This is a genomic window from Streptomyces sp. NPDC048600, assembly GCF_055587025.1.
Window position 1 is genome coordinate 224,726 of sequence record NZ_JBVJGZ010000002.1, and the last position, 23,158, is coordinate 247,883.

The 23,158-nt window shown below is 72.5% G+C and carries 21 protein-coding genes; 4 read left to right on the forward strand and 17 right to left on the reverse strand.

The annotated features are described in order from the left end of the window. Positions 1–6: 6 nt before the first annotated feature. Positions 7–1,245: a glycoside hydrolase family 10-like protein gene (locus ACZ6SQ_RS03205; RefSeq protein ID WP_469556188.1), complete on the reverse strand. Its 1,239-nt coding sequence runs from the start codon at positions 1,243–1,245 to the stop codon at positions 7–9. 169 nt (positions 1,246–1,414) lie between these two features. Here ACZ6SQ_RS03205 and ACZ6SQ_RS03210 point away from each other — a divergent pair, with 169 nt between their 5' ends. Further along, positions 1,415–2,275 carry a 3-hydroxybutyryl-CoA dehydrogenase gene (locus tag ACZ6SQ_RS03210; protein ID WP_469556189.1) on the forward strand — a complete coding sequence of 287 codons (861 nt, stop codon included), beginning with the start codon at positions 1,415–1,417 and terminating at the stop codon, positions 2,273–2,275. A 113-nt stretch (positions 2,276–2,388) separates the two neighbouring features. On the opposite strand, the gene ACZ6SQ_RS03215 is transcribed toward ACZ6SQ_RS03210, so the two are convergent. From ACZ6SQ_RS03215 to infC, 10 genes are all read right to left on the reverse strand, one after another. Beyond that, positions 2,389–2,934, reverse strand: coding sequence for an NUDIX hydrolase (locus ACZ6SQ_RS03215; RefSeq protein ID WP_469556191.1), 546 nt, complete (start codon positions 2,932–2,934; stop codon positions 2,389–2,391). Positions 2,935–3,063: 129 nt separating this feature from the next. Further along, positions 3,064–4,404 carry a transcriptional regulator gene (locus ACZ6SQ_RS03220; RefSeq protein ID WP_469556192.1) on the reverse strand — a complete coding sequence of 447 codons (1,341 nt, stop codon included), beginning with the start codon at positions 4,402–4,404 and terminating at the stop codon, positions 3,064–3,066. Between the two features lie 267 nt (positions 4,405–4,671). Further along, on the reverse strand, positions 4,672–5,703 hold the full coding sequence (locus ACZ6SQ_RS03225) for a PP2C family protein-serine/threonine phosphatase (RefSeq protein ID WP_469556194.1): 1,032 nt from the start codon (positions 5,701–5,703) through the stop codon (positions 4,672–4,674). Between the two features lie 150 nt (positions 5,704–5,853). Next, positions 5,854–8,367, reverse strand: a complete 2,514-nt coding sequence (pheT, locus tag ACZ6SQ_RS03230) for a phenylalanine--tRNA ligase subunit beta (RefSeq protein WP_469556197.1) — start codon at positions 8,365–8,367, stop codon at positions 5,854–5,856. Next, positions 8,367–9,488, reverse strand: coding sequence for a phenylalanine--tRNA ligase subunit alpha (gene pheS / locus ACZ6SQ_RS03235; protein WP_469556199.1), 1,122 nt, complete (start codon positions 9,486–9,488; stop codon positions 8,367–8,369). The genes pheT and pheS overlap by 1 nt, the downstream gene beginning before the upstream one ends. 137 nt (positions 9,489–9,625) lie before the next feature. Continuing rightward, a complete protein-coding gene (locus ACZ6SQ_RS03240) occupies positions 9,626–10,777 on the reverse strand; it encodes a sensor histidine kinase (protein ID WP_469556201.1) in 1,152 nt (383 codons plus the stop codon). Positions 10,778–10,871: 94 nt separating this feature from the next. Further along, positions 10,872–11,720 carry a TrmH family RNA methyltransferase gene (locus ACZ6SQ_RS03245; protein WP_469556202.1) on the reverse strand — a complete coding sequence of 283 codons (849 nt, stop codon included), beginning with the start codon at positions 11,718–11,720 and terminating at the stop codon, positions 10,872–10,874. A gap of 191 nt (positions 11,721–11,911) precedes the next feature. Further along, positions 11,912–12,295, reverse strand: a complete 384-nt coding sequence (rplT, locus tag ACZ6SQ_RS03250; RefSeq protein ID WP_363120294.1) for a 50S ribosomal protein L20 — start codon at positions 12,293–12,295, stop codon at positions 11,912–11,914. Between the two features lie 101 nt (positions 12,296–12,396). Next, positions 12,397–12,591, reverse strand: coding sequence for a 50S ribosomal protein L35 (rpmI, locus tag ACZ6SQ_RS03255; protein ID WP_004933563.1), 195 nt, complete (start codon positions 12,589–12,591; stop codon positions 12,397–12,399). Positions 12,592–12,702: 111 nt separating this feature from the next. Next, positions 12,703–13,368: a translation initiation factor IF-3 gene (gene infC / locus ACZ6SQ_RS03260; protein ID WP_389326266.1), complete on the reverse strand. Its 666-nt coding sequence runs from the start codon at positions 13,366–13,368 to the stop codon at positions 12,703–12,705. Positions 13,369–13,732: 364 nt separating this feature from the next. Here infC and ACZ6SQ_RS03265 point away from each other — a divergent pair, with 364 nt between their 5' ends. Further along, complete coding sequence (locus tag ACZ6SQ_RS03265; protein WP_386377133.1) at positions 13,733–14,089, forward strand: DUF1844 domain-containing protein; 357 nt, start codon at positions 13,733–13,735, stop codon at positions 14,087–14,089. 61 nt (positions 14,090–14,150) lie between these two features. Here the strand turns inward: ACZ6SQ_RS03265 and ACZ6SQ_RS03270 are convergent, their stop codons facing one another. Then, positions 14,151–14,882 (reverse strand): SseB family protein, encoded by a 732-nt coding sequence (locus ACZ6SQ_RS03270; protein ID WP_469556206.1) that lies wholly within the window; start codon positions 14,880–14,882, stop codon positions 14,151–14,153. A 110-nt stretch (positions 14,883–14,992) separates the two neighbouring features. Between ACZ6SQ_RS03270 and ACZ6SQ_RS03275 the strand changes: the two genes are divergently transcribed. After that, complete coding sequence (locus ACZ6SQ_RS03275) at positions 14,993–15,934, forward strand: serine hydrolase (RefSeq protein WP_469556209.1); 942 nt, start codon at positions 14,993–14,995, stop codon at positions 15,932–15,934. Positions 15,935–16,147: 213 nt separating this feature from the next. Here the strand turns inward: ACZ6SQ_RS03275 and mycP are convergent, their stop codons facing one another. Beyond that, a complete protein-coding gene (gene mycP / locus ACZ6SQ_RS03280) occupies positions 16,148–17,317 on the reverse strand; it encodes a type VII secretion-associated serine protease mycosin (protein WP_469556211.1) in 1,170 nt (389 codons plus the stop codon). Then, positions 17,314–18,573 carry a hypothetical protein gene (locus ACZ6SQ_RS03285; protein WP_469556215.1) on the reverse strand — a complete coding sequence of 420 codons (1,260 nt, stop codon included), beginning with the start codon at positions 18,571–18,573 and terminating at the stop codon, positions 17,314–17,316. Before ACZ6SQ_RS03285 ends, mycP begins: the two co-directional genes overlap by 4 nt. A gap of 269 nt (positions 18,574–18,842) precedes the next feature. Here ACZ6SQ_RS03285 and ACZ6SQ_RS03290 point away from each other — a divergent pair, with 269 nt between their 5' ends. After that, positions 18,843–20,045, forward strand: a complete 1,203-nt coding sequence (locus tag ACZ6SQ_RS03290; protein ID WP_469556217.1) for an amino acid deaminase/aldolase — start codon at positions 18,843–18,845, stop codon at positions 20,043–20,045. A 16-nt stretch (positions 20,046–20,061) separates the two neighbouring features. On the opposite strand, the gene ACZ6SQ_RS03295 is transcribed toward ACZ6SQ_RS03290, so the two are convergent. Genes ACZ6SQ_RS03295 through ACZ6SQ_RS03305 form a run of 3 tightly spaced genes read right to left on the reverse strand, consistent with a single transcriptional unit; the run spans position 20,062 to position 23,141 of the window. After that, a complete protein-coding gene (locus ACZ6SQ_RS03295) occupies positions 20,062–20,958 on the reverse strand; it encodes a DUF2510 domain-containing protein (RefSeq protein WP_469556613.1) in 897 nt (298 codons plus the stop codon). Positions 20,959–20,985: 27 nt separating this feature from the next. Beyond that, a complete protein-coding gene (locus ACZ6SQ_RS03300; protein WP_386377127.1) occupies positions 20,986–21,777 on the reverse strand; it encodes a 3-oxoacyl-ACP reductase in 792 nt (263 codons plus the stop codon). Beyond that, positions 21,774–23,141 carry an aldehyde dehydrogenase family protein gene (locus tag ACZ6SQ_RS03305; RefSeq protein WP_469556220.1) on the reverse strand — a complete coding sequence of 456 codons (1,368 nt, stop codon included), beginning with the start codon at positions 23,139–23,141 and terminating at the stop codon, positions 21,774–21,776. Before ACZ6SQ_RS03305 ends, ACZ6SQ_RS03300 begins: the two co-directional genes overlap by 4 nt. Between the last annotated feature and the right edge of the window lie 17 nt (positions 23,142–23,158).

The following is a 23,158-nucleotide window of genomic DNA, read 5'->3' on the forward strand; positions in this document are numbered from 1 at the left end:
GCACGGTCAGCTCGGGGGCATCGCCGGCCCGCTGTAATGGTCGGCGATCACCCGCTGCATCGCCCCGACGCGGTCGACGGCCACGTCCGTCGCCGCGAAGAAGACGTGCCCGCGCACCTCGGCGTGGCTCCGGGCCAGCGTGAGGTGCCGGGAGAGCTCCGCCGGCTTCTGCCAGGCCGTCGGCTGCGCCGGGTCGCCCGCCCTGTACAGGGCCTCGCCGATGTACAGCTGGGTGCCGGTGCCCTTGGCGACCTGGGCCCACCAGGGGACCAGCTCGGCGTAGTCGGCGGCGGTGTGGCCGATGTGCCAGTAGAGCTGCGGGCAGACGTAGTCGATCCAGTTCTCGCGCACCCACTTGCGGGTGTCGGCGTAGAGGTCGTCGTACGCCTGGAGGGCCCGGGTGTCCGAACCGCGCGAGTCGCTGCCCTTGTTGCGCCACACCCCGAACGGGCTGATGCCGAAGCGGGTGCCGGGCCGCGCCTTCGTGATCCCGGCCGCGGTGTCGCGCACGAGCCGGTCGATGTTGTCCCGCCGCCAGGCGGCGCGGCTGGTGAACGCGCCGCCGTGCAGGTCGTAGGCGCGGGCGTCGTCGAAGGTCTGGCCGGGGACGGGATAGGGGTAGAAGTAGTCGTCGAAGTGCACGGCGTCGACCGGGTACCGGCGGACGGCGTCGAGCATCGCGTCCTGCACGAAGGTACGGACCTCGGGCAGGCCCGGGTTGTAGTAGAGCCGGCCGCCGTGGGCCACGACCCAGTCCGGGCGGCGGCGGGCCGGATGGCCGGCCACCAGCCGCCCCGGGTCGGCGTGCAGCGCGATCCGCAGCGGGTTGAACCAGGCGTGCAGCTGCAGTCCGCGCGCGTGCGCCTCGGTCACGGCGGTGCCCAGCGGGTCCCAGCCCGGGTCGCGGCCCTGCACGCCGGTCAGACTCTGCGCCCACGGCTCGTACGGCGAGGGCCACAGCGCGTCGGCCGTCGCCCGCACCTGGAAGATCACCGTGTTCAGACCGCACGCGACGGCCCGGTCGAGGTGGGTGATCAGCTCCGCGCGCTGCGCGGCGGCGGACAGCCCGGGGCGCGAGGGCCAGTCACGGTTGGCGACCGTCGCGAGCCACATCCCCCGCATCTCCACCAGCGCGCGCGGGCGCCCGCCCGGGTCCGCGCCGACGTCTCTCGCCCCGGCCTCACCTGCCGTGACCAGGCTGGACAGTGCCGCCACCGCGAACGCTCGCCGTGACATCCGTCCCATGCGGGCACCTCTGACTCTCCGTATCGGCTCCACCACGGTTCGATTACGCGCCCAGCATGCCCCGACCCCGGCGATCGATCATCGATTCCTGGGGGTAACGTGCACGAACGGAGCACGGCGGAACCACCGCCGACTGCCACAGCCGTACACAAGCAGCGAAAGGGACGATGTGACAGACATCGAGCGCGTCGGAGTGGTGGGCTGCGGTCAGATGGGCGCGGGCATCGCCGAGGTGTGCGCCCGCGCCGGACTGGACGTCAAGGTCGCCGAAACCACCGGCGAGGCCCTGGAGATCGGCCGCACCCGGCTGTTCAACTCCCTGGCCAAGGCCGCCGAGCGAGGCAAGCTCTCGGAGGAGGAGCGGGACGCCACACTGGCGCTCCTGAGCTTCACCACCGACCTCGGCGAGTTCGCCGACCGCGATCTGGTGATCGAGGCGGTCGTGGAGAACGAGCAGGTCAAGACCGAGATCTTCCAGGTCCTGGACCAGGTCATGACCCGCCCGGACGCGATCCTGGCCTCCAACACCTCCTCCATCCCGCTGGTGAAGCTGGCCGTGGCGACCTCCCGCCCCGACCATGTGATCGGCATCCACTTCTTCAACCCGGCCCCCGTGCAGAAGCTCGTCGAGCTGATCCCGGCGCTGACCACCTCCGAGGGCACGATCAGCCGTGCCCAGGGCTTCGCGGAGAAGCTGCTCGGCAAGCACGCGATCCGCGCCCAGGACCGCTCGGGCTTCGTGGTCAACGCGCTGCTGGTGCCCTACCTGCTCTCGGCGATCCGGATGTTCGAGTCCGGCATCGCCAGCCGCGAGGACATCGACAACGGCATGGAGTACGGCTGCGCCCACCCGATGGGCCCGCTGAAGCTCTCCGACCTGATCGGTCTGGACACCATCGTCTCGATCGCCGACTCGATGTACGCGGAGTACAAGGAGCCGCTGTACGCCGCTCCCCCGCTGCTCCAGCGCATGGTGGACGCGGGCCGGCTGGGCCGGAAGTCCGGTTCGGGCTTCTACACCTACAGCTGATCACACACGGTCGTCGTCGCGGGCCCGGCACTCTTCGGAGCGCCGGGCCCGCCGCGTTTCGCACACCATGACGGCAGCTTCTGGGGACGCCGCGGAGATCCATCGGACGGGACCTAGGTCGGGACGTCCTGGCCCAGCCTGAGATGGTGCAGTAACAGCAGTGCGGCCGCCATGTTGGCGGCCGGGACCTCGCCGCGGGCGACCATGTCGGGAACGAGCTTGAGCGGAATCCACTCCCGGCGGTCGGACTCGAAGTCGTCCACGGGGTGCCCTACATAGTCGCCCTCGTCGGACCAGTAGATGTGGTGCCGGGCGTCGGTGAGCCCGTTGCACGGCTCCACGCTCATCAGGTGGCGCAGGGGTCCCGGCCGCCAGCCGGTCTCCTCCTCCATCTCCCTGGCGGCCGCGCGGGCTATGTCCTCGCCGTCCTCGACCACTCCCGCCGCGAGTTCCCAGCCCCAGCTGTCGGTGATGAAACGATGGCGCCACAGCAACAGGACCTCGTTGGCCTCGTTCACCACCGTGGCCACGGCGACGGGCCGCAGCCGGATCAGGAAGTGGTCGAGATGCCTGCCGTCGGGCAGCTCGACATCCGCCAGATTGACGCTGAACCAGCGGTTTGAGTACACAGTTTGTTCGTTCTGTTTCGTCCACTGCACGGTTCTGCCACCTTCCGTCGAGTAAGTGGCAATATCGCAGCAGGAGCGGTCCGGCAGCAGGCGCAGGGACTAGCCATCGCAGCGCGCTGGGCGCACAGCGGTCACACAGGAGCCGGAGCCCTCGGTCCGTCACAGCGGTACGCGCAGGGCCCCGTCGATGAGTTCCGCCGCCTCGGCCGTGCCCGCGCAGCCGCTGCTCGCCAGATGCCGGCGCACCGCCCGGAGTCTGTCCCGCAGGCGCTGCGACTCCATTCCCCGGGCCTGCTCGGCCATCTCCACGGCGGTCACCACTGCTTTGTCGGCATTCCCCTGACGCAGCTCGATCGTGGTGAGCATGGCCAGCCGGTGCACCCGCCCGCGGTCGTGGGCCGGGGTGTCCACCGCGGCCGCCGCGTGCTCGGCCGCGGCCCGCAGCTCCCCGAGGCTGAGCAGTGCCTCCGCCACCTGGACGTTGACCAGGCCCGGCTGGACATAGCCGGTCTCATCGGGTTCGTGCCCCCGGCGGATGCGTTCGGCGGCGGTCTCGGCCCGCCGGATGCAGGACAGCGCGCTCGTGCCGTCGCCCAGGTGCGCGTACGCCTTCGCCTGCATCGCGTACAGATCGGAGGCGAGTGCGGGTGTGATGTGCTTGCCGGCCGCCCGCAGCGCCGCCTCCGCGAAGGCGACCGCCTGGCGGTGCTCGCGCATGTACAGCGACTGGTTGACCAGCAGCGCGATCACATACGCGCCGAGCCCCATGTCACCGCTGGCCTTCGCCAGCCGCAGCGCCTGGTGGAAGTAGCGCTGGGCGAGACCGTGCGCGTCGGAGTCGTAGGCGCAGATCCCGGCGATGGCCACCAACCCGCCCGTCGCACGGTGCAGTTGACGGCCCGTGGCATCGGTGTAGCTGCCGCGCAGCAGCGGCGCGGCCTCGGCGTTGAGGAAGCCCACTATCCGGCTGCGCGTCGCGATGCCGCCCGCCTTGCGGTACAGCTGCTCGTAGTGCGTACGCGCCGCCCGCAGCATGTCCAGGTCGGCCGGGGTGACCCGGTGCCGGCCGCCGCGCGAGACGTCCACGTCCTCGGGCGGGTTCTCCCACTCCCACACCGGCATCACCGCGGGAGTGCCGGTGACCGCGGGCGCGCCCAGGATGTGCGGGCGCTGCTGCTCGTCGGAGCGCCACAGGGCGGTGGCCCGCTCGACGAACCCGGACAGCGAGCCGGAGTGGGCGACGGTCGGCTCGCCCGGTACGCCCAGGCCGATGTCGTCGAGGGTGACCGGGCGGTGCAGCCGGGCCGCGAGCACCTCGCAGATCAGATCGGGGACCTGGCCGCGCGGGCGCTGGCCCTTCAGCCAGCGGGTCACGGCCGTGTGTTCGTAACGCAGCGTCAGACCTCGGGCCCGTCCGGCCTGGTTGACGTGCGCGGCCAGCCCTGCGTGCGAGACCCCGGCCTCGTCCAGGATCGCGTCGAGGAGTGTGTTGGGCTGCATGGGTGCCCCCGAAGGCTCGGTGCCGGACAGCGTAGTGGTTCGGGCTTCACACGGGGTGTGAACGGAGTACGCGAATCCGTACCGTGTGCGCACTGTTGCGGAGAGTTTGCGGCCGGTTGACTGGGTTGCCTCGCAAGAGGCCGGCCGGGCCGCCGGCTCCCCCTCGTAAAGTACGGCGGCCCGCTTTCGCGCCGTCCGCCCCGCTGCCTGCCCGACACTCCGTGGCGGGGCGGACGGCGACGCCGGCCCGTGCGAACCGCCGCCGGGCTACAGGTGATCCGTCGGCGGCGGGTGGGTGATCGCCTCTCGCGCGGTTCCCCGCGCCGTCGATGACCGGCACCGGGCCGCGCTCCGGTCGTTCCGGAGTATCAGCAGAGCGATGTCGTCCGCCGGTCTGCCTCCTGTGTGCTCCAGCAAGGAGCGCAGGACCGAACGGGTCATCACCCGAGGGCAGTCGGCGGCTGCCCTCGTCAACGCCAGGCGTAGATCGAAGTAGTGGCCCCTGCTGTCCCGGGCGTCCTCCGCTCCGTCCGTGTAGAGGACCAGGGACTGGCCCGGTCGAAGCCGGCCGCACGGCAGGACGGGCAGTTCGGAGGGCAGCGGGAAGAGACCCAGCGGCGGGAGAGGGTCGGCGCGGGCCAGTGGGTCGACGGCCGCGCCCGCGATCCGGTACGGCCAGGGATGACCGCAGTTGAGGGCGGCGAGCCCGCCGTCCCGGTGGATCTCAAGGAGCAGCACGGTGACGAACTCCTCCGCCACCGGCGTCTCCTGGACCCGTCCCCGCAGATGCCGGGCCAGCGCCCGGTCCATCCGGCGCAGCACCCGCCCCAGGTCGGGTTCGTCGTGCGCGGCCTCCCGGAAACTGCCGAGCAGTGCGGCCACGGTGCCGAACGCGCCGATGCCGTGCCCGCGTACGTCGCCCATCACCACGCGCACGCTGTGCTCGGTGGCGACGACCTCGTACAGATCGCCCCCGACGCACGCGCCACGGTCGGCGGAGAGCTGTGCGGCGGCGGTGCTCAGCCCGTCGATCCACGGCGGCGGCGGCCGCAGCAGCACGCTCTGGGCGGCCCGCGCGACCCGGCGTGCCTGTCCCAACTCCCTCAGCAGCAGCCGCCGGACGTGGAGTATCAGCCCGGTGCCGACGGCGAAGAACACGGCACAGGTGACGATCCGCTCGGCGAGCCCGGACGGTGTCCCGCCCGGCCAGGCCAGTTTGTACGTGATCGCCATCGCGCCCCATACCGCGGGCGGCCCCAGCACCCGGGCTCCGCGCAGCGGCCGCCTGATGCGGATCATGTCCGTCGGCCCCCCGTCCAGGCCCTGACAACACAGAATCGGACCGGCCCCGAAAGGCCGGTCCGATTCTGTCGGGGTCGTGGCTCAGAAGGGCCACTTCACCCTTTTCTGCCACTCATACGAGTGACGTGACCACGATCCCCCTGAAACTCATCCGCGAAGAACCGCCCCGGTCCGCTCACCGGCGAGGGCCACCGCGGCATCGCGCGCGGCGGACGCCTCGTCCACGGTCAGCGTGCGGTCGACGGCACGGAACCGCAGCGCGTACGCGAGGGACTTGCGCCCCTCACCAAGCTGCTCCTCGTTCTCGTACACGTCGAACAGCCGGATGGCTTCCAGCAGTTCACCGGCCCCGTCGCGCAGCGCCGCCTCGACCTCCGCGGCCGGCACCGGCTTGTCCACGACGAGCGCGACGTCCTGAGTGGCCACGGGGAACGCGGAGATGCCCGGCGCCTGGGGCACACCGTCCGAGACCCGCTCCAGCGCGTCCAGGTCCAGCTCCATCGCGCAGGCACGGTCGGGCAGACCGAAGGCCTTCACGACCCGCGGGTGCAGCTCACCGGCGTACCCGACGACCGTCTCCGCGCCGTCGGCGACGACCACGAACTCGGCGCAGCGGCCCGGGTGCCACGGCCCGTAGGCGCCCTTGCGGACGACCAGCTCGGCCCCGGCCTCGCGCGCCACCAGACGGCCGGCCTCGATCGCGTCGGCCCAGTCGGCCGGACGGCCCCTGCCCCACCAGCCGGCCTGCTCGCGGGCGCCCGCGAGCACCGCGGCGACATGGCGCGGCTGCTCGGGCAGCGCGGCGTCGAGCTCGGCGATCTCCTGGTCGGTGGGACGCCGGTCGACGGACAGATGCGTGGCGGCACGCCGCCGCTCGCTCGGCCGGAAGACCAGCCCCGTCTCGAACAGAGCGAGGTCGTGCGAACCGCGGCCGTCGTTGCGGCGCAGCGCGCCGAGCAGACCCGGCAGCAGCGACGTACGGAGCGCGGGCTCCTCGTCGTTGAGCGGGTTGACCAGCTTCACGACGCGGCGGGCCGGGTCGTCGGCATCCAGCGCGAGCTGGTCGAAGACCTGCTCGCCGATGAAGGGGTAGTTGGGCGCCTCGACGTAGCCGGCGCCGGCCAGGGCCCGGCCGACGCGGCGGTGCAGCCGCTGGCGGTGGGTCAGGCCACGGCCGGACGGCGGCTTGGGCAGCGTGGAGGGCAGGTTCTCGTAGCCTTCCAGGCGGATGACCTCCTCCGCGAGGTCGTTGGCCTCCATGAGGTCGGGACGCCACGACGGGACGGTGACGATCAGCTCGTCCTGGCCGTAGACGTCGCAGCCGATCTCCTGGAGGCGGCGCACCACGGTCTCGCGGCCGTAGGTGACGCCCGCGACCTTGTCGGGGTGGTCGGCCGGCACGGTGATGCTGTGCGGCGCGGAGGGTGCGACGACCTCGGTGACGCCCGCGTCGGCGGTGCCGCCGGCGAGGAGGACCAGCAGGTCCACGGTCCGCTGGGCGGCGGCCGCGGCCGCGGCCGGGTCCACGCCCCGCTCGAAGCGGCGCGAGGCCTCGGAGGACAGCTTGTGGCGCCGGGCCGTACGGGCGATGGAGACGGCGTCGAAGTGCGCGGCCTCGATCACCACGTCACCCGTGGCGTTCTCCAGGTCGTCGTGGTCGGCGATCTCGGTGTTGGCGCCGCCCATGACACCGGCGAGGCCGATGGGGCCGCGCTCGTCGACGATGACCAGGTCCTCGGCGTGCAGCTTGCGCTCGACGCCGTCGAGGGTCTTGAGCTTCTCGCCCTCCCCCGCGCGGCGCACGCCGATGGTGCCCTGGACCAGCGTGCGGTCGTAGGCGTGCAGCGGCTGGCCGAGCTCCATCATCACGTAGTTGGTGACGTCGACGGCGAGGGAGATCGGGCGCATGCCGACCTTCTGGAGCCGGCGCTGGAGCCAGATCGGGGAGCGCGCCTCGGGGGCCAGACCGGAGACGGTCCGCGCGGTGAAGCGGTCGCAGCCGGCCGGGTCGGAGACCTGGACGGGGTAGCCGTAGGCGTTGGGCGCGGGCACGTCGAGCAGGGCCGGGTCGCGCAGCGGCAGACCGTAGGAGATGGCGGCCTCGCGGGCGACACCGCGGATGGACAGGCAGTCGCCGCGGTTGGCGGTGACGGCGATGTCCAGGACCTCGTCGACCAGTTCCAGCAGTTCGACCGCGTCACGGCCGATCTCGGTCTCCGGCGGCAGGACGATGATGCCCTTGGTGCCGTCGTCGCCCATGCTCAGTTCGTCGCTGGAGCAGATCATGCCGCGGGACATCCGGCCGTACGTCTTGCGCTCGGCGATCTGGAAGTCGCCGGGCAGCACGGCGCCGGGGAGCGCCACGACGACCTTGTCGCCGACCTGGAAGTTACGGGCGCCGCAGACGATCTCCTGGGGCTCGCCGGTGCCGTTTGCCTGGCCGACGTCGACGGTGCAGAAGCGGATGGGCTTCTTGAACTCCGTCAGCTCCTCGATGGTCAGCACCTGGCCGACGGCGAGGGGGCCCTTGAGGTCGTGGCCGAGCTGTTCGACCGTCTCGACCTCCAGACCGGCCGAAATGAGCTTGGCCTGGACGTCACGGCCGGTCTCGCTCGCCGGCAGGTCGACGTACTCCCGCAGCCAAGAAAGCGGGATCCGCATCAGATCTCCATCCCGAAGGGCCGGGTGAACCGGATGTCACCCTCGACCATGTCTCGCATGTCTTCGACGTTGTGGCGGAACATCAGCATCCGCTCGATGCCGAACCCGAAGGCGAAGCCGCTGTACTTCTCCGGGTCGACTCCGCAGGCGGCCAGCACCTTCGGGTTGACCATGCCGCAGCCGCCGAGCTCGATCCAGCCCTCGCTGGAGCAGGTGCGGCAGGGCCGGTCGGGGTTGCCGACGGACTCGCCGCGGCAGACGTAGCACACCATGTCCATCTCGGCGGACGGCTCGGTGAAGGGGAAGAAGTTCGGGCGCAGCCGGGTCTTCATGCCCTCGCCGAACAGGGCCTGGACCATGTGGTCCAGGGTGCCCTTGAGGTCGGCCATGGTCAGGCCCTCGTCCACGGCGAGCAGTTCGACCTGGTGGAAGACCGGGGTGTGGGTCGCGTCCAGCTCGTCGGTGCGGTACACACGGCCGGGGCAGATGACGTAGACCGGCAGCTCGCGGTCGAGCAGCGAGCGGATCTGCACCGGGGAGGTGTGGGTGCGCAGCACGACACCGGACTCGGAGCCGCCGTCGGGGCCCTCGACGAAGAAGGTGTCGGCCTCGCCGCGGGCCGGGTGGTCCGGGCCGATGTTGAGGGCGTCGAAGTTGAACCACTCGGCCTCGACCTGGGGGCCCTCGGCGACCTCGTAGCCCATGGCGACGAAGACGTCCTCGATGCGCTCCGACAGGGTGGTCAGCGGGTGGCGGGCGCCGGCCGGTACGCGGTCGTGGGGCAGCGTGACGTCCACGTCCTCCTCGACCAGTACGCGCGCGTCGCGCTCGGCCTCCAGCTCCACCTGGCGGGCCGCGAGCGCCTTGTTCACCGCGCCGCGGGCCTGGCCGACCAGCTTTCCGGCGGCGGCCTTGGCGTGCGGGGGCAGGGCGCCGATCTCGCGGTTGGCGAGGGACAGCGGGGAGGTGCCGCCGGCGTGTGCGGTCTTCGCCTCCTGGAGCGCGTCGAGGGAGCCCGCTGCGGCGAAGGCGGCGAGCGCCTCGTCCCGCATGCGCTCGATCTCTTCCGGTTTCAACGCCTCGACCTCGACAGGGTCGTACGACTTATTCGGTGCCGACATCTCTTCCCGTGCTTCCGATTGGCTGGCGGATGGTCCCCGTGACCGGCCGGTGAGCTCGGCAGGGCCGTGTGCAGGACACAAAGGTGCCAAAGGCCGAGTCTAACGGGGTGGAGGTACGCGGATGCGCCCGTGGGCCACTAGGCGAGATACGCCGGGGCTGCCACGGGCAGGGTAAATCGGAACTCGGCGCCGCCGACGGGGGCGCGGCCGACCGTGATGGTGCCGCCGTGGGCTTCGACGATGCCCTTGACGATGTACAGCCCGAGCCCGGTGCCACCGCGCTTGCTGCCCCGCCAGAAGCGGGTGAAGACGCGGTTCATGGACTCCTCCGGGATGCCGGTGCCCTCGTCGCTCACCGTGACCGACGTGCCGGTGTCCTCTCCCTCGCGGGGGGACGGGGCGGGCCTGACCTCGATCGTGACAGTTCCCTCGCCGTGCCGCACGGCATTTTCGAGCAGGTTGCCGAGCACCTGGTCGATCTTGTCGGGGTCGGCCCACAGGTCGGGCAGCGGCTGTTCGAGCCGGAGCAGGAACCGGTCGGCGGGCTGTCCGGCGGCGACGTACGCCTGGATGTGGCGGCCGACGGCGGCGCCGATGTCGACGGGCTGCCGGCGCACCTCCAGGCGGCCGGAGTCGATCCGGGAGATGTCGAGCAGTTCGGCGATCAGCCGGGTGACGCGGTCGGCGTCGGCGTCGACGGTCTCCAGCATCAGCCGCTTCTGGTCGTCGGTGAAGCGGGCCCACTTGGCGAGGAGGGTCGCGGTGAAGCCCTTGACCGAGGTGAGCGGCGAGCGCAGTTCGTGTGCGACCGTGGCGATGAGTTCGGCGTGGCTGCGCTCGGTGCGGCGGCGGGCCTCGGTGTCCCGCAGACAGACGACGACACGGTGGACGGGCCCGGTGGGTCCGGTACGCACATAGCGGGCGGTGACGAGCACCTCGCGGCCGCCCGGCAGCAGCAGGTTGCGCTCCGGCTGCCCGGTCCGGATCGCGAGCCCGCCGTAGGGGTCGGTGAGCTGCCACCACCGGCGGCCCTCCAGGTCCTCCAGCGGCAGCGCCTTGTCCAGGGGCTGCCCGAGCGCGTCGGCGGCGGCGATCGCGGTGATGCGCTCGGCGGCGGCGTTGAAGCAGATCACCCGCCCGTCCGCGGCCGCGACGACGAGCCCGTCGGGCAGGTCGTCCGGGTGGACGCCGAGGTCGCGGGGGTCGTGACACCCGGGGGCTTCGGAGCGTGGCTCGGGCGGGCGGCCTGACTCGTTCGCCCCCGGTGCGCTGCCCGTGCCCACGGTCATATCCCCGTACCCCACCTCTCAGACGGCATGGAGGTGCCTCCCCGCTCAGCGCAGCCGAGAGCTTGGGGGAGGGGCCCCCGGGCAGGTCACCCTACTAGCTCTCGGTGACAGAGCGGCAGCCTCCGGCGGCGCGCTGTGCACGGGCCGACGCGTACAGGCATACCGCCGCCGCGGTCGCGAGGTTCAGGCTCTCGGCCCGGCCGTGGATGGGCACCCGCACGACCGCGTCGGCGAGGGCGCGGGTCTCCTCCGGCAGCCCCCAGGCCTCGTTGCCGAACACCCAGGCGGTGGGCCCGCCCATGGTCCCCTTGTCCAGTTCCTCGTCGAGGTCCCGGTCGCCCGCCCCGTCGGCGGCCAGGATGCGCACACCGGCCTCCTGGAGCCCGGCCACGGCCCGCTCCACCGGGACGCCCACGGCGACCGGCAGATGGAACAGGGAGCCCACGGAGGCCCGTACGGCCTTGGGGTTGTACAGGTCGACGGAGGCGTCGGTGAGGACGACCGCCTCGGCGCCGGCGGCGTCGGCGCAGCGCAGCACGGTGCCGGCGTTGCCGGGGTCGCGCACATGCGCAAGTACGGCGACCAGCCTGGGCCGCGCCCGCAGGATCTCCTCGAACGGCGTGTCCAGGAACCGGCACACCCCGACCAGCCCCTGCGGCGTCACGGTCGTGGAGATGTCCTCGATGACCTGCTCGGAGGCGAGGTGCACCTTGGCCCCCGCATCACGCGCCTCCCCCACGATGTCGGCGTACCGCTCGGCGGCCTCCGGGGTGGCGAACAGCTCCACGAGGTTGTCCCCGTGCGCCGCCGCCTCCCGCACCGCCTGCGGCCCCTCCGCGAGGAACAGGCGCTCCTTGCCCCGGAAGTTCCGCTTGGCGAGCCGCCGCGCGGCGGACACACGGGGGGAGCGGGGAGAGATCGGTTCTGGGGTCACGGGAGGCATATACAGATCACCTAACTCATTTCCGCCGCGACGGCGATCAGCCACGTCGACGATCGGCCACGTCGGCGGATTCCGGCGGTGCCGAACTCACCTGCACCACTCAACACTCACTTGCACCACTCAACGCAACGGACCCGCGGGCAACAACCCACGGGTCCGCACGAGCACTTCGGCTCAAGCCCAGCGCAGCGTCACGCGGCCTTCGGCGCGTTGACGTCGCTCGGCAGCGCCTTCTGGGCCACCTCGACCAGCGCGGCGAACGCACCGGCGTCGTTGACGGCCAGCTCCGCGAGGATCTTGCGGTCGACCTCGACGTTGGCGGCCTTCAGACCCTGGATGAAGCGGTTGTAGGTCATGCCGTTGGCGCGGGCAGCGGCGTTGATGCGCTGGATCCACAGCTGACGGAAGTCGCCCTTGCGCTTCTTGCGGTCGTTGTAGTTGTAGACCAGCGAGTGGGTGACCTGCTCCTTGGCCTTGCGGTACAGGCGCGAACGCTGACCGCGGTAGCCGGAGGCCGCCTCGAGGATCGCCCGGCGCTTCTTGTGGGCGTTGACTGCCCGCTTGACGCGTGCCACTTGTTAACTCCTTGTAGCGGGGCCGTGGGTGTCCTCACACGGCCCGAAATCGATGGGGTCCCGGTCCTGACGTACGGCGCCCGGTGGGGGCACCGCTGACGTCACTTGCCGAGAAGCTTCTTGATCTTCGCGGCGTCGCCCGGGGCCATCTCGGCGTTGCCGGTGAGGCGACGCGTCACGCGGGACGACTTGTGCTCGAGCAGGTGGCGCTTGCCGGCGCGCTCACGGAGCACCTTGCCGGAGCCGGTGACCTTGAAGCGCTTGCTGGCACCGCTGTGCGACTTGTTCTTCGGCATAGCGCCGTTATCTCCTCGTCGGTGGCGCTCCTGTGCCCGGTCGTGAAACCGGGCACGGTGGAGCGTCGCTCTTGTATCGGTTACGTCCTCGGGGACTCGCGTCCCTGGGGATCACGCCTCGGCGGAAGCCTCGGCAGGGGCCTCGGCGGCCTCGGGCTCCGCGGCGGTGTCGATGTCCGCGGCGTTCTGCGAGCGGCCGGGGTTGGCCTTCGCGTCCGCCTTGCGGGCTTCCTGCGCCTGACGGGCCTCGGCCATCGCCTCGGTCTTCTTCTTGTGCGGACCGAGAACCATGATCATGTTCCGGCCGTCCTGCTTCGGGTTCGACTCGACGAAACCGAGGTCCTGGACGTCCTCCGCGAGACGCTGCAGCAGTCGGTAGCCCAGCTCGGGCCGGGACTGCTCGCGACCACGGAACATGATCGTGATCTTGACCTTGTCGCCCTGCTTGAGGAACCGGACGACGTGACCCTTCTTGGTGTCATAGTCGTGCGGGTCGATCTTCGGCCGGAGCTTCATCTCCTTGATGACCGTGTGCGCCTGGTTCTTGCGCGCCTCACGGGCCTTCATGGCCGACTCGTACTTGAACTTCCCGTAGTCCATGAGCTTGCACACGGGCGGACGGGCGTTCGCCGCGACCTCGACCAGGTCCAGGTCGTACTCCTGCGCAAGCTCCAGTGCCTTGGCCAGCGGGACGATGCCCACCTGCTCGCCACTGGGACCGACAAGTCGCACCTCGGGAACGCGAATCCGGTCGTTGATGCGGGGCTCGGCGCTGATGGATCCTCCTCGGTAGCACCACGCGACGGTCTGGCTTGAGCGCCGCGGTGTGTGTATTTGTGTGAGACCTAACCGCGCCGAAGCACAAAAAATGCCCCGGACGATCACAGGCGGGGCTCCAAAAACACTACCGGAGCACCGCCGCGACATCGCGGGGCGCACTTTCGGGCGACTCCATCGTCCGTACGGAACGATGGTGGCCGCCTGACCGGGGTGACCCGCCGTCCCGGAGGGCGGTCGGGTGGGAGATCGGAGCCTCCACTTGTGGGCCGGACACGCGAGCGTCCAGCCGGTCGTCACACAAGGTTAGCAGCATCCCGGGGGTGGTGCTAACCGGCGTGCACCGGGGCCTATCGTGTGGGGCATGAGTGAGACCTCCCCAGAACCGCGCCCCTTCGACGATATGGCCCGCGACATCGCCGAGGTGCCTGCGGTCGAGGTGATCGTGACCGTCGCCGTCAACCTGATGAGCGCCGCCGCCGTGAAGCTCGGCCTCACCGAGGAGGGCGACGAGTACAAGGACCTGGACGAGGCCCGCAAGCTGGTCACCGCCCTCGCCGGTCTGCTGGACGCGAGCACGACCGAGATCAGCTCCTTCCACGCCGCCCCGCTGCGCGACGGTCTGAAGTCCCTCCAGCTCGCCTTCCGTGAGGCCTCCGTCGTCCCGGACGAGCCGGGCCAGGGCCCGGGCGAGAAGTACACCGGCCCGGTCTACGGCTAGACCGCGCGGGTACGCGGGTGAGGCCGTCGACCTGCCCGCGTACCTCTACGAGGCCCAGGCCTCAGTCGCGTACGAACAAGGGCTCGCCCGGAGGCGTCGTCCCGGCCGGCAGTACTGCCAGGTCGAGACCGCGCACCAGGCGGGCCCTCAGTGTCTCGTCGGCGGCGAGCCGCCGGGCGACCGCGCGGACGGCCTCGGCCGGGGGCGTCGCCGGGTCCAGGACCAGCGCGAGCGTGCCGTCCGCCTGTCCCGGGCCGAGATGGGCGCCGCGCACCGCGGGTTCGGCCTCCACCGCGGCGCGCACCGCCGCCACGACGGCCGGGTCGGCCAGCGGGTCCGTGCTCGTACGGCCCTCCGCGAGCGCCAGCAGCGCGGGACCGGTCAGCTCGAACGCCACCGGGCCCGACATGTCCAGCACCACCGTGTCGGCCTTCTCGTGCGCGGCCGCCTGGAGCGCCTGGTGCAGGGGCACGGCCACGGGGCGGGCCTCGGGGTCCCAGCGCGCCAGCGACTCGGTCGAGGTGAAGGCGGGCAGCGCGGTGCGGTTCCCCGCCTTCAGGGTCGGCACGGCCATGTCGCTGGTCTTCTCCCGGCGCAGCCCGTTCTCGTCCTCCTCGACCTCGCCGAGCACGGCGACGACGGGGACGAGGAGCCGGGTGCCCTTGAGCGCCTCCAGCACGGGTCCTACGGCGGTACGGTCCTCGGCCCAGGCGGCGAGGGCGGCGGCCAGCCGGGGGTCGGCGGAGCCGTCGTCGTCGCCGAAGCCGGGGTCGGGGATGTTCTTGTTCACCACGGGTCCGACCCTATCGGGGGCCGGGCACTCATCCGCTTCTCAGGGTTCCCGTACGCGGATCTAACGTCCGTCTAACGGCCCGCACATACACGGCCCCCACGATCTCGGGCATGCCGTCGTCCGCAGCGCGTCCCAGCCGCCGTCCCCTTCTGTGGTTCCTGTGGTTCCTGTGGTCGGCCCTCGCCTGTGCCGTGATGATCGCCGGTGCGGCGGCGGGGGTGGCCCGTGTGCAGGCGCATCCGCGGGCCGTATCGTCGCCCACCGGGTCCTCGACGGGGTCCGTCGTGGTCAACGGGGAGGCGTCCGTGGAACCTGTGGTGGAGCCCGTGGTGGATCATGACGCGCTGCTGGCCGAGGCCGTGGACGCGCTGTCCGTGCCGGACGGGGTACGGCTGTCCGTCGCCGTGCTGGACGTGGCGTCCGGGGACCGCGCGGTGTACGGCGACGGCTCCTTCGACACGGCGAGCGTCGTCAAGGTCGACATCCTGGCCGCGCTGCTGCTCCGGGCGCAGGACGCGGGGCGGTCGCTGACGCCGGCGGAGAAGACGTACGCCGTGGCCATGATCGAGCGCAGTGACAACGACTCCGCGTCCGCGCTGTGGGAGTCCATCGGCAGGGCTCCGGGGCTGGCGGCGGCGAACGCGCGGTTCGGGCTGACCGGGACGGAGGGGGGTGCCGGGATGCTGTGGGGGCTCACGCAGACGACCGCCGCGGATCAGCTGGCGCTGCTCGGGCAGGTCTTCGGGGAGGAGTCGGCGTTGAACGCGGCCTCTCGGGCGTATGTGCGGGGGCTGATGGGGCGGGTGGTCGAGGGGCAGCGGTGGGGGGTGTCCGCGGTGGGGGGCGGGGTGGGGTTTGCGCTCAAGAACGGGTGGCTGCCTCGTTCCGCCACGGGGCGGTGGGATGTCAACAGTGTGGGGCGGGTGGTTGTTTCCGGGCGGGAGTTTCTGGTGGTTGTGTTGTCCGACGGGCATGTGGGGCAGGCGGACGGGGTGGCGGTTGTGGAGGGGGCGGCGGTGGGGGCGGTGGGGGTGTTCGGGGGCGCCGGGTAGGGCAGGTGCGGGGGGGCGGGCTGGGCTTTTCGCGCAGTTCCCCGCGCCCCCAGAAGCAAGGGCGTTGCGCTTCTGTTTGCGCAGTTCCCCGCGCCCCTAAAGACTGCGCAGTTCCCCGCGCCCCTAAAGACTGCGCAGTTCCCCGCGCCCCTTGAGACTGCGCGGTTTCCCGCGCCCCTTGAAGCTGGGGCGTCGTTCTCCGCGGCCCTTTTTCTAGGGGGTTCTTCTGCGGGTTCGCCAGAGGAGTACTGCTGTGGTGAGGAGGAGGGCGCCTGTGGTGGCTGCGAGGGGGGCTGCCCAGGTGGCGGTGGAGGTGGTGGGGCCGGGGGTGTCGGGGCCGTCGCCGAAGTACTTCTTGGCGTAGGCCGCCGAGCTGAGGCCTTCCGGCTTCAGGCGGGCCGCCTGTTCGATGGCTGCGGCCGGGTCGACGAAGCCGAAGCCGCGGGAGTCGTCGCGGCCGCCCTCCGGGGCGTTGCGGGCGGTGTCCTGGAGGAGCTTCTTGATCTGGGCCGGGGTCAGGCCGGGGTGGGCGGACTTGACCAGAGCGGCCGCGCCGGAGACGAAGGCGGCTGCGGCGCTGGTGCCCCAGCCCTCGTAGTACTTGCGGTCGGGGTCGGCGATGATCACGTCGACCCCGGGGGCGCTGACGGTGGCGTACCAGCGGCGGGTGGAGAAGGAGGCGCGGGTGCCGAACTTGTCGACGGCGGTCGCGGCGATGACACCCGGGTAGGCGGCCGGGTAGGAGATGTGGTCGCCCTTCTCGCCGCCGTTGCCCGCGGAGGCGACCACGACGGAGCCCTTCTTCAGGGCGTACTGGACGGCCTCGTCCTCGGCGGGTTCGGGGTGGGCGGACTTGGAGTCGTCGCCGAGGGAGAGGTTGATGACGTCGGCGCCGTGGTCGGCGGCCCAGCGGATGCCGTCGGCGAGGGCGTTGCCGCGGGTCTTGCGGGCCTTGCCGCGGGAGGCGTCGCCGTCCTCCAGGATCACGCGCACCGGAAGGATCTTGGCGCCAGGGGCGATGCCCAGGACGCCGTCACCGCCGTCGGGGCCGTGTCCGTGGCCCGCGATGATGCCGGCCATGGCGGTGCCGTGCCGGGCCCAGGCGCGGTCGCCCTTGCCCGCGCCGAAGCCGACCATGTCCTTGGTGGGCAGCACACTGCCGACGAGGTCGGGGTGGCTGGAGTCCACGCCCGTGTCCAGCACGGCGACGGTGATGCCCTCGCCCTTGGTGGTCCGCCAGGCCTCCTCGGTGTGCATGGCCTCGAGGGCCCACTGCGAGGCACGTATGACGTCCGCGTGCGCGGCCGTGGGGGGCACCAGCGCGAGGGAGGCGGCGAGGAGGCCGCCGAGCAGCGCGGCCCTGACGGTCCCGCGCGCGGTCATGACGGCTGCTCCGTGGCGCGGGCGACGTCCTTGCGCAGGCCTCGCTCGATGCGGTCGGCCAGGCCCTGCGCCTCGTGGCCGAGTCCGGCCTGGGCGGGGGCCTCGGCCGCGTCGGCGCGGATGGCGTCGCCGGCCGGCTCGGGGTCGTCGACCGTACGGGCGTCGGCCCAGCCGGAGACGGCGTAGACGACGACCGGGGCGTCGGTGAGCACCGAGACGGTCCAGGAGGCACGCTGGCGGACGCCGAAGCGCGCGGCGACCGTGCCCTCGGCGGCGTAGGGGCGGGGCATCAGATCGGTGCGCTCGTCCAGGTCCTCGTTGTCGAAGCGGCGGTCCAGGGAGCGCATGGCGCTCGCGTCGGCGTCGGTGAACAGCAGGCCGACGGTGGTGACATGGCTCTGTGTGGCGTCGGTGTAGGTGGCGCGCAGCAGCCGTTCGCAGCCCACGGGCGCGAGCGCCTTGCGCAGCAGCGGGTCGAAGGCCTCGGCGCATCCGGAGTCGGGGGCGACGGCGATCCGGATCCAGGTGCGGTCGGCCCCGCCGGGGCCGGCACCGGTGCCCTGGACGGTGGCCGGGAAGAGGCGGTCGACGGGCACGTTGTGCCAGAGGTCGCCCGCGGCCGTGAAGGTGCTGCGCTCGCGCTCCTCGGCAGAGCTGCCGACCAGCCAGCTGCCGGCCACGGCACCGCCGATGAGGCCGAGTCCCAGGACGACGCAGGCCGCCGCGGCGACGGTGCGCGCCGGGCCCCGGGGGGCGCGCGGGCGGTCGTCGACCATCTCGGGCAGGCCGAAGGTGACCACGGGCCGTGGGGCGGGGGCGGCCCAGGCGGGGGACGGGGCGGGTGCCGGTTCGGGGACCGGGGCCGAGGGGGCGCTCCAGGGCCGGGGCGGGGCGGGGACCTGGGCCGCGGGGGGCTGGGCCGGGACCGGGCGCAGCCGGGTGGTGGTCTCCTCGCGCGTCTCGCCGGTCGCGGCGCCGGGCCGCGGCGGGATGTCCGGGAAGCGGGCCGAGGCGGCGGGCGGCGGCGGGCCGGGCCGGGACGTCACGGCGGCGTCCGGGCGGGGCCGGGAGTGCAGGCTCGGGAAACGCGGCCGAACGGCGCCGGGGCCGTCACCGCCCTGGTCGCGGGGCCCGGCGGACGGACGCGGCGCCGGAGCGGCACCGCCGCGGGCGGCGGGGGCCGACGGGTCGGCGGCGGGCTCGGCGGAGGTGCGGTCGGGCTGCGCGGCGGGGCGCGGTGGGGGGTCCGTGGGCATGGGGGGTGAGGTCGGCATCGGTGGGGTGGCGGGGCGTGGGGGGACGGGGGCGCGTCGCGCTTCCGTGCTCATGCACCCCCCGTTTCGTCGTGCCGTGCCGGCCCCTGCTGGCGGTCCCTCGCGGGCGGTCCGGACGGTGTCGTCGCTGCGTGCGTGCGCGTCACTCTACGGGTTGACCGGCGCCTTGGGGGAACCGGTCCCGCCAGCCGGAGACATCTGCCCGGATCGTCCCCCTACCCCGCGGTAATCCTGTCTGGCAGGCTGCGCTCATGACTGCGCGTGCCGCTGACCGGGCCCGTTACGACCGGGCCACCGCCCACCTCGACGCCCCCGTCGCGATCGTGGATCTGGAAGCCTTCGACGCCAACGCGGACGATCTGGTCCGCCGGGCGGGCGGGAAACCGGTCAGGGTCGCGAGCAAGTCCGTCCGCTGCCGGGCCCTGCTGGAACGGGTGCTGGCCCGGGACGGCTTCGCGGGGATCATGTCGTACACCCTCGCCGAGTCGCTGTGGCTGGCCCGTTCCGGTTTCGAGGACGTGCTGCTGGCCTATCCGTCGGCCGACCGGGCCGGTTTCGCGGAGCTGGCGGCCGATCCGAAGCTGGCCGCCGCGGTGACGGTGATGGTGGACGATCCGGCGCAGCTCGATCTGATCGACGCCGCGCGGGCGGGCGGACGTGAAGTGGTGCGGGTCTGCATCGAGTTGGACACGTCCCTGAAGCTGCTGGGCGGCCGGGTGCGGGTCGGCGCGCTGCGCTCCCCGCGCCACTCCCCCGCCCAACTCGCCGAACTGGCACGGTCGGTGACCCGGCGTCCGGGTTTCCGGCTCGTCGGGATCATGGCGTACGAGGGTCATGTCGCGGGCGTCGGGGACGCGGTGACCGGGCGGCCGCTGCGGTCGCGGGCGATCCGGCTGATGCAGGCCGCGGCCCGCCGTGAGCTGGCCGAGCGCAGGGCCGTGGCGGTGCGCGCGGTGCGTGAGGTCGCGCCGGAGCTGGAGTTCGTCAACGGCGGTGGCACGGGCAGTGTGCAGCACACGGCCGCCGAGGACGCGGTCACCGAGATCGCGGCGGGGTCGGGGCTGTACGTGCCGCGGCTGTTCGACAACTACACGTCGTTCAGCGGGCGTCCGGCCGCGCTGTTCGCCCAGCCGGTCGTCCGCAGGCCGGGCGTGGGGATCGTGACCGTCCTCGGGGGCGGGTATCCGGCCTCGGGCGCGGCGGGCCCTGACCGGTCGCCGGTGCCGTATCTGCCCGAGGGGCTGCGCTACGACCCGCAGGAGGGTGCGGGCGAGGTGCAGACCCCGCTGCTCGGGGCCCCGGCGGACGATCTGCTGATCGGCGACAAGGTGTGGTTCCGGCACGCGAAGGCCGGTGAGCTGTGCGAGCGGTTCGAGACGCTGCACCTGGTGGAGGGCGACCGGGTGACGGCGACCGTGCCGACGTACCGGGGCGAGGGCCGTACGTTCCTCTAGTCGGTCAGTCGGTCGGTCAGTCGCTCGGGCCCACGCCGGAGCCCACTCCGCCGCCGGTGTCCGCGTCGCCGACCGGGCGGATGCCGTCGGTGATCAGGTCCATGTCGGTGAGCGGCGGGCCCTCCTCGCCGGCGTCGAAGACGAAGCGGACGACGACCGGTGACTCCACGCCGACACCGGCGGGGAAGGCCAGCGACTGCACGTATCCGCCGGGACCCTTCGCCGTCGTCACGCGCCAGCGCACGAAGTACCCGGCCCGTCCGGCCACGGCGACCGGGCCGGCCGCGACCTGGCGGTGGGACTCCATGCCGCCGAAGGGCCGCTGGCCGATCGCGTTGCGGTCGTAGGCGGTGTCGGCGGCCTCCGCGATGTCGGCCAGGGCCAGTTCCTCGGAGGTCTCGCCGTCGGAGGCGACCGTGCGGGAGCTGACCAGTCCGCGGCGGCACAGGCCGTAGTCGCCGGGGCAGTCGTAGATGCCGTCGGTGGTCATCACGACGGTGTTGTCGGTGATGTGCTCGGGCCGCACCCAGCCCTCGGGCAGGGGGAAGGTGATGCCGCTCAGCTGGTCGACGACGACGGACGGGTCGGTGGAGTCCTCGGCGGTGGGGGACGGCGGCGCGCTCGTCGTCGGCGCGGCCGTGAAGTACGTGGTGGGCACCGGGTCGGCCGGGGTGTCGGGCTCGTCGTCGCCGCGGAGGAGGATCGCGCCGGTGGTGATCGCGGCGACCAGGACCGCGCCCGCCACCGTCAGCGCCACGGCCTTGGCCCGCCCCGGTCCGGCGGGCGGGGCGACGGGCACCGGCGGCCCCGAGGCCTCGGGGCCGCGCCGGTGTTCGGTCCAGGCGGCCCCGTCCCACCATCGCTCCAGGTGCGGGGCGTGCGGGTCGGGGTACCAGCCGGGCGGAGGTGACATGCTCACCCCGGCACTGTAGGACGTGGCCTACAGCGGTGTGACATACGCCCCCGAGATCCCGCCGTCGACCAGGAAGTCGGTGGCGTTGACGAAGGAGGAGTCGTCGCTGGCGAGGAAGGCGACGGCGGCGGCGATCTCCTCGGCCTCGGCGAACCGGCCGAGCGGGATGTGCACCAGGCGGCGCGCGGCCCGCTCGGGGTCCTTGGCGAACAGTTCCTGGAGCAGCGGGGTGTTGACCGGCCCCGGGCACAGGGCGTTGACCCGGATGCCCTCGCGGGCGAACTGCACGCCCAGTTCGCGGGACATGGCGAGGACGCCGCCCTTGGAGGCGGTGTAGGAGATCTGGGAGGTGGCGGCGCCCATCCTGGCGACGAAGGACGCGGTGTTGATGATGGAGCCCTTGCCCTGGCGGCGCATATAGGGCAGGGCGGCCTTGCAGCACAGGTAGACGGAGGTGAGGTTGACCTCCTGGACGCGCTTCCAGGCCTCCAGGCCGGTCTCCAGGATGGAGTCGTCGTCGGGCGGGGAGATACCGGCGTTGTTGAAGGCGATGTCCACGCTGCCGTAGGTGTCGTACGCCGTTCTGAACAGCGCCTCGACCTGCTCGGGGTCGGTGACGTCGACCTTGACGAACAGTCCGCCGGTCTCCTCGGCGGCCGCCTTGCCGCGGGGTTCGTCGACGTCCGCGCAGACGACGTGGGCGCCCTCGGAGGCGAGGCGGCGGGCGGTGGCGAGGCCGATGCCGCTGCCGGCTCCGGTGACGACGGCGGTACGGCCGACGAGGCGGCGGCAGACGGCGTCCTGGGTGTCTTCGGTCACTGTGCGGGGCCCTCCGTGCTGATGAAGACGTTCTTGGTCTCGGTGAAGGCGGTCAGGGCGTCCGGGCCCAGTTCGCGTCCGATGCCGGACTGCTTGAACCCGCCGAACGGGGTCGAGTAGCGGACGCTGGAGTGGGAGTTGACGGACAGGTTGCCCGCGCGGACGGCGCGCGCGACGCGCAGGGCTCGGCCGAGGTCCCGGGTCCACAGCGAGCCCGACAGTCCGTAGGAGGTGTCGTTGGCGAGACGGATCGCGTCCTCCTCGTCGGTGAACGGCAGCAGGACGGCGACCGGACCGAAGATCTCTTCGCGGACCGCGGCGGAGTCTGGCCGCTCGCCGGTGAGCACGGTCGGCGGGAACCAGAAGCCGGGCCCGTCGGGCGCGCTGCCGCGCAGAGCGGGAGCGTCGTCGGGGACGTAGGAGCGGACGCGGTCCAGCTGGCGGCGCGAGATCAGCGGGCCCATCTGGGTCTTCTCGTCGGCCGGGTCCCCGACGACCACGGCGGCGAGGGCGTCCGCGAGCAGGGCGCGGACCTCGTCGTGGACGGGTTCCTGGACGAGGATGCGGGTGCGGGCGCAGCAGTCCTGGCCGGAGTTGTCGACGAAGGACAACGGGTCGACGGCGGCCTCGAGGTCGGCGTCGGCGAAGACGATGTTGGGGCTCTTGCCGCCGAGTTCGAGGGTGACGCGCTTGAGCAGGGCGGAGCCCTTCGCCAGCACCCGCTGTCCCACGGCGGTCGATCCGGTGAAGACGATCTTCGCGACGCCGGGGTGCTCGACGAGGGCGTTCCCGGTGACCGGGCCGTGGCCGGGCAGCACCTGGAAGAGGCCTTCGGGGAGTCCGGCCGCGAGGGCCAGTTCGGCGAGGCGCAGGGCGGTCAGCGGGGTCGTCTCGGCGGGCTTGAGCAGGACCGCGTTGCCGGCGGCGAGGGCGGGGGCGGTGCCCCAGGCGGCGATCGGCAGGGGGAAGTTCCAGGGGGCGATGACGCCCACCACGCCGAGCGGTTCGAGGAAGGTGACGTCCAGGCCCCCGGCCACCGGGATCTGCCGGCCGGTCAGCCGCTCCACTCCCCCGGCCGCGTAGTCCAGCAGGTCACGGACGTTGCCCGCCTCCCAGCGGGCGTTGCCGATGGTGTGCCCGGCCTCGCGGACCTCCAGCCGGGCGAGTTCCTCGCGGTGTTCGTCGACGACGACGGCGAAGCGGCGCAGCAGCCGGGCGCGGTCGGCGGGGGCGAGGGCGGCCCACCTCACCTGCGCGGCGGCGGCCCGGGTGACGGCGGCGTCCACGTCGGCGGGGCTCGCGGCGCCGACGGTGGCGACGACGTCCTCGGTGGCCGGGTTGAGCACCTGAAGTTGATCGGACAAGTCTGACAAGAAGGGCC

Coding starts and splice junctions, on each gene's coding strand:
- ACZ6SQ_RS03205 (WP_469556188.1), bottom strand. CDS start 1,245: ATGGGACGGATGTCACGGCGAGCGTTCGCGGTGGCGGCACTGTCCAGC.
- ACZ6SQ_RS03295 (WP_469556613.1), bottom strand. CDS start 20,958: ATGTCACCTCCGCCCGGCTGGTACCCCGACCCGCACGCCCCGCACCTG.
- pheT (WP_469556197.1), bottom strand. CDS start 8,367: ATGCGGATCCCGCTTTCTTGGCTGCGGGAGTACGTCGACCTGCCGGCG.
- ACZ6SQ_RS03290 (WP_469556217.1), top strand. CDS start 18,843: ATGACTGCGCGTGCCGCTGACCGGGCCCGTTACGACCGGGCCACCGCC.
- ACZ6SQ_RS03220 (WP_469556192.1), bottom strand. CDS start 4,404: ATGCAGCCCAACACACTCCTCGACGCGATCCTGGACGAGGCCGGGGTC.
- ACZ6SQ_RS03240 (WP_469556201.1), bottom strand. CDS start 10,777: ATGACCGTGGGCACGGGCAGCGCACCGGGGGCGAACGAGTCAGGCCGC.
- mycP (WP_469556211.1), bottom strand. CDS start 17,317: ATGACCGCGCGCGGGACCGTCAGGGCCGCGCTGCTCGGCGGCCTCCTC.
- ACZ6SQ_RS03265 (WP_386377133.1), top strand. CDS start 13,733: ATGAGTGAGACCTCCCCAGAACCGCGCCCCTTCGACGATATGGCCCGC.
- pheS (WP_469556199.1), bottom strand. CDS start 9,488: ATGTCGGCACCGAATAAGTCGTACGACCCTGTCGAGGTCGAGGCGTTG.
- rpmI (WP_004933563.1), bottom strand. CDS start 12,591: ATGCCGAAGAACAAGTCGCACAGCGGTGCCAGCAAGCGCTTCAAGGTC.
- ACZ6SQ_RS03275 (WP_469556209.1), top strand. CDS start 14,993: ATGCCGTCGTCCGCAGCGCGTCCCAGCCGCCGTCCCCTTCTGTGGTTC.
- ACZ6SQ_RS03225 (WP_469556194.1), bottom strand. CDS start 5,703: ATGATCCGCATCAGGCGGCCGCTGCGCGGAGCCCGGGTGCTGGGGCCG.
- ACZ6SQ_RS03285 (WP_469556215.1), bottom strand. CDS start 18,573: ATGCCCACGGACCCCCCACCGCGCCCCGCCGCGCAGCCCGACCGCACC.
- ACZ6SQ_RS03245 (WP_469556202.1), bottom strand. CDS start 11,720: ATGCCTCCCGTGACCCCAGAACCGATCTCTCCCCGCTCCCCCCGTGTG.